Annotated in this window: 5 protein-coding genes and 1 pseudogene; 4 read left to right on the forward strand and 2 right to left on the reverse strand. The window is 57.7% G+C overall.

From position 1 onward, the window contains the following. A partial coding sequence (locus HK28_RS11790) for a hypothetical protein (RefSeq protein ID WP_086644755.1) occupies positions 1-411 on the forward strand: 411 nt, incomplete at its 5' end. A 354-nt stretch (positions 412-765) separates the two neighbouring features. Here the strand turns inward: HK28_RS11790 and HK28_RS11795 are convergent. Next, a complete protein-coding gene (locus tag HK28_RS11795) occupies positions 766-1,662 on the reverse strand; it encodes an oxidoreductase (protein WP_086644756.1) in 897 nt (298 codons plus the stop codon). A gap of 99 nt (positions 1,663-1,761) precedes the next feature. Here HK28_RS11795 and HK28_RS11800 point away from each other — a divergent pair, with 99 nt between their 5' ends. The 3 genes and pseudogenes from HK28_RS11800 to HK28_RS11810 form a co-directional block, all read left to right on the forward strand. Then, positions 1,762-2,643: a MurR/RpiR family transcriptional regulator gene (locus HK28_RS11800; protein ID WP_086644757.1), complete on the forward strand. Its 882-nt coding sequence runs from the start codon at positions 1,762-1,764 to the stop codon at positions 2,641-2,643. Further along, the gene (locus tag HK28_RS11805; protein ID WP_086644758.1) at positions 2,643-3,500 is read left to right on the forward strand and encodes a DMT family transporter; all 858 of its coding nucleotides are present in this window, start codon (positions 2,643-2,645) and stop codon (positions 3,498-3,500) included. The genes HK28_RS11800 and HK28_RS11805 overlap by 1 nt, the downstream gene beginning before the upstream one ends. A gap of 152 nt (positions 3,501-3,652) precedes the next feature. Further along, positions 3,653-3,754 (forward strand): annotated as a pseudogene (locus HK28_RS11810) (IS5/IS1182 family transposase); the annotation flags it as partial. Positions 3,755-4,201: 447 nt separating this feature from the next. On the opposite strand, the gene HK28_RS14050 reads toward HK28_RS11810, so the two are convergent. After that, positions 4,202-4,342 (reverse strand): hypothetical protein, encoded by a 141-nt coding sequence (locus HK28_RS14050; RefSeq protein ID WP_158093464.1) that lies wholly within the window; start codon positions 4,340-4,342, stop codon positions 4,202-4,204. Positions 4,343-4,764 lie beyond the last annotated feature (422 nt).

Below are 4,764 nucleotides of genomic sequence, written 5' to 3' on the forward strand. Positions count from 1 at the left end.
TTCCTCTTGATCGGCCTCGCGGCGATGTATGTTATCCGTTTACCCGGGGATGGAATCAAACCTACTCCGAAAGAAGAACGTGCCATTATGTGGAGTAGCATCGGTGAAGGCATTGGCCTTTTCCTCGCCTCCAACATTGTCATAAATCTGCATCGGCCAGAACTTCTCCTGCCTTCAATGGCCCTGGTTGTCGGGCTTCACTTCCTTCCCATTGCTTTTGCTGCGGGCTTCCATCCGTTCTATGTTCTGGGAGCAGCTTTGATTGTTGCCGCGACCGCCGGCTTCGTGATGGGAGCACCTATGGGCGGCGAGGTCTCTGGCCTTATGGCCGCAGGAGCGGTGTGGCTTGCGTCAGGCATGGCGATACGTCGCGATTGGCTGGCAAAGCGCAAGACGCCAACTACAGCTTGAGCTTTTCCCCGGCCAGCCGTTCGTCTGATAAGAAGACGACGGCCGCCTGCCTGCTGCTGCACCTGTTAGTCGACAGGCACATTAGGGGGGGAGACCGGAAAGTCAGCTCTTGGATAAAAACTGGAAAACCGGGCATCAAGGCGAGCGCGTGCTTCCTCAGTGAGCCTGCTGATTGCACTAAAACTCGCTGGAGACATACTCATATCTCTGCCGCCAAAAAAACAGGCGGACTTACTCATCCCAAAACACGCAAAGCTAAAGTCATAACGCGGGCCCGTTCGTCATCATGCGCAGCCCTCAAAATCGGGTGGCTGGGATTTCAACAATAATTCTTCGATCGTTCCTGTGGCGGAATTAGCCTGGACCATCGCTTGCAGCCGCGAGGAGTGGCACAATGACATCGCTGATCGGCGTCGGGATGCCGTGGGCGCGACCTCGACGCAGGACGACACCGTTGCGGATATCCCATTCAAGGGGCCGACCCGCTTCACGGTCCGTAAGAATGGAAGTGCTCATGTCAGAAGGAGATGCCTGAAACTTGTCGAGGATCGCCTGAGGCACCTCGTCACCAAGTTCAGCGCCCTCGGCGCGAGCCACGGCCAGGCATTCCCGCAGATAGGCAAGTGTCAGCGCGGCGCTGTCAGACCGGCGGAACATGCCTGAACGCCGATGCGTAAGTGCCATGAGGCCTGCAGCCGCGTTTTGCAGCAGCTTGCGCCAGGACTGGGAGAGGAAATCCCCGGCCAATTCTACGGAACAGCGGGTGCCCTGCAACGCCTCGACAACGAGGTGTGAAGCTGACATGTCTGGCAGGGTAAGAAGCACGTCCCCACGCAAGCGCACCGAGCCATCGGACTGCGCCTGAACAGGAAACCACACAACGGCAGGTATGACCTGCGCATGCGGACAGTGTGGCCCAACGTGCTCAACCTGTTCCACTCCGTTTTGCAGCACGCACACGACGGTTTTTGGGCGACACAGCACTGACAGCCATTCCGCCGCCGCCTCGGTTTGCGTGTCCTTGACCGCCAGGAAGACGAGGTCAGCGCCCCGATCGATTTGTCTGGGGTCAGTCCTTACCGGACCGGGAACGGTGATGAGACGATCGTTATCCTGGAGAGTCAGATGCTCGCGCGGTGTGCGGCCACATAACACCGGAGTGTGGCCAGCTTCGTACAGCGCCGCCGCGATTACGGTGCCGATAGCCCCGGGGCCTATGACAGCCACAGCGGTATTCCTATCCGTATTCATGAAAACGACCTCCCTGGCGACACCTTCGGCTCATACGCAATACATTTGCGCACATGGAGCTTGTGCGCTCGATGCGTGCTTTGTAATGTATTACACATCATGATCGACGGATGTAATAAAATTTCGGATTCTGCGGGGCGGCTGGGCCAATGGCTTGGCAGCATTCAGGCACGAAGTGGTGGTCTCGCTGCCAGCGAGGAAAAGGTGGTCGCACTCCTGCTCACTGACCCCTTGTTCGTCGGCACCAGCACGACTGCGCAGGTAGCCGCTCGAGCTGGCGTCTCAGCACCAAGCGTCATCCGCGCCGCGCGTGCAATCGGGTTCGGCGGCTTCACGGAACTCAAGATTGAGATCGCTCGCGCTCGTGGCACTGCCGAATTCTTCGCTCCTTCTGAAACACTCACTGCGGATGCGACGACCGCCACCGTGCTCGAAATCTCCATTCGTGCGGGCACCGACGCTCTGACTGCGCTCGGTGGAGCCGTAGACACCACTGCGCTCGACAAGGCAGTGGCCTCTATCCAGGGTGCCCGCCAGGTGATCGCCTTTGGCGCGGGTCCGTCAGCGACGGTTGCCGCCGACGCGGTGTTCCGCCTGCGCGCACTTGGCGTGACGACCATCGGCATCCCGGATTATTTGTCAGCGATGATTGCCACGCGCCTGCTTGGCCCGGACGACGTCGTTATCGCTGTCAGTTCGACGGGCCGCACGCCAACGACGCTCGCTGTCGCCGATGCAGCTTCTGCCGCCGGAGCATCGCTCATCGCGCTGACCAATCAGTATGGCGCACCATTGGCGGCCCTTGCAGACATCGCACTGGTCGTCGGTGGCGCACCCCTGCCGGCACAGATGGCCGCCGCCGGCAGCCGACTGGCCCAGCTCGTCGTCATCGATGCACTGGCCGCAGCACTTGCCTTACGCGATCCGGAGCGTAGTAGAAGAGCGGAGCGAGCCGGCATCGACCTGCCCGATCTCGCTTGATGAAGCTGGGCACAGTTGAAATAATTCTCGTTGCGGCGGTCGCCCATGCAATGTGGAACTTGGCTTCGAAATATAAGCGCGGTGATACGTTGCTGTTCGTCTGGGCCTATACCGGCATCTCGGCGTTGCTCTGTGTGCCAATCTGGGCACTCGTAACTCAGGGGCAACAGGTGCTCGACTGGCGGCTTGCCTCCGGCGCGGCCGTCTCGGCGGTACTCCATATCGCATATTCCCTGATCCTGCAGGTCGGATATGACCGCGCAGAGCTGGGCGTAGTCTATCCGGTAGCACGCGGTACGGGGCCATTGCTGACGATGCTCTTCGCGGTTCTTCTGATGGGAGAACACCTTACTGCAGTCGCGATGCTTGGCGCTTTCCTGATCATCGCAGGAATCCTCGTTGTCACAGGGAATCCGTTCAGGCGCGCAAGTCATCACCCGCTTCAGGGTGCATTATGGGGTGCTGCGACCGGCGCGACCATTGCTGGCTACACTCTCTGGGACAGTTATTCAGTAAATTCGCTGCATCTCGCACCAATAAGTTATTACACCGGCACGCTGCTACTACAGGGCATATTGCTAACGCCAAGCGCACTGCGTCGGCGTCATCAGATCCCGACTGCTATCCGCGCAAACTTTATGCCGATTCTTATTGTCGCCGTGCTTTCCCCTCTGGCCTACATCCTCATACTCAGCGCCATGCAAACGGCGCCTGTGGCGCTCGTCGCCCCCCTGCGTGAATCGTCGATCGTTATAGGTTCTCTTCTCGCATGCTGGCTCTTTCACGAGGGCCATCTCGCGCGCCGGATTACTGGGGCTGTCGTCGTACTGACCGGGATCATAGCAGTCGGTCTGTGATGCCTTTACCGATGCTGGATTATTGCTTTTTCTAGGATGTGTGGACTCTTAAGGATTCCCTTGACGCCCATGATGTGATTCAAGGCTGTCTTTTGGAGGCAGCGATGGGTGTTCTGGATCGTCTGATACTCAACGATGAGCAGTGAGAGCGGATAACGCCCCACATCATCGGCGACCAGCGCACGCGGGGTTCATCTGGATATGACAATTGCATGTTCCTCGAAGCCCTATTGTGGATCATGCGCACTGGATCACTGCGCAGAACCTCACGAACAAGCGCTACTATCCCGGCTGCCTCTCCCTCGCCTCAGGCTGTTACATCGGTGCCAGCCGCAACGTGATCGGCGAGGCGACGCATAGCTAGTGATGCCGGGCTGCGAGGGGACGTCCGCTTTCGACGTATGGGGGAAAGGTAAAATATGTCCGAAAAGAGGCGGAAGCGGACATCGTTCTGGATGCATAAGCTTTACGCTTTATGAGGGTAGGGGGCATTTATTTCAGTAAGAGGTCATGCGTGTGCCGAAAAAAGTTCATTAAAACAGCCTATTAGACCCGCTTCGTTCTCAACTTGCGGTTGCCGCAAGTTGAGAACCAATCCTGCCCCCGCAACCAGAAACACCCTCAAAACCCCGCTAAGTCCCTGACTTGGCGGGGTTTTTTGTTGCGCCCAACACGACACGCCTATCAAATTCCTCATTATTTCAAGGGTTTAACGCCGGTAGGTTCAAATCGGGGTCCATGATACCCGCAACCAACTGCTCCGTACGCAGGCGTAAATCGGCGTGCTCCGGCGTACCGGGGCGCAGGAGAAAGAGCGGGGAGGGGACACTGCCCTCAGGCATGCAGAAACTCCTGAGACAATGCTATGTCGGGATGACGGTAAGGGGGGGTAAGCTGAAGGTCGGCTAACAGGTGGCACTCATATGATAGCTGACGTTCATTACGGCAGCGTTTCTCGAACCTAACCCCTTTGAGAAAATTCCGGCTGTCTGGATAGCTGTCTAATCAGGAAAGGTGTTGGCTTCACCTTCTACTCTAATTATCTCGACTAATTCATGTGCCAGACTTACTCTGCCGTTACGGAGCTATATGGAGGATATCAGTGGGGGCTTGGGGTGCGCTCATCATGAGTTTCTTCGGGGCGGTCTTCGCGTCGTTGACGTTGTATTGGCATATGGATCTTTCCGGGATCGCATTGGCCGTGCCTTTCTTGGGTTTCCTCTTGATCGGCCTCGCGGCGATGTATGTTATCCGTTTACCCGGG

The organism is Acetobacter sp. DsW_063, from assembly GCF_002153745.1.
Classification (GTDB): domain Bacteria; phylum Pseudomonadota; class Alphaproteobacteria; order Acetobacterales; family Acetobacteraceae; genus Acetobacter.

What these genes read in the sequence shown, in the direction of transcription:
- HK28_RS11805 (WP_086644758.1), top strand. Translation starts at nt 2,643, where the DNA reads ATGAAGCTGGGCACAGTTGAAATAATTCTCGTTGCGGCGGTCGCCCAT.
- HK28_RS14050 (WP_158093464.1), bottom strand. Translation starts at nt 4,342, where the DNA reads ATGCCTGAGGGCAGTGTCCCCTCCCCGCTCTTTCTCCTGCGCCCCGGT.
- HK28_RS11795 (WP_086644756.1), bottom strand. Translation starts at nt 1,662, where the DNA reads ATGAATACGGATAGGAATACCGCTGTGGCTGTCATAGGCCCCGGGGCT.
- HK28_RS11800 (WP_086644757.1), top strand. Translation starts at nt 1,762, where the DNA reads ATGATCGACGGATGTAATAAAATTTCGGATTCTGCGGGGCGGCTGGGC.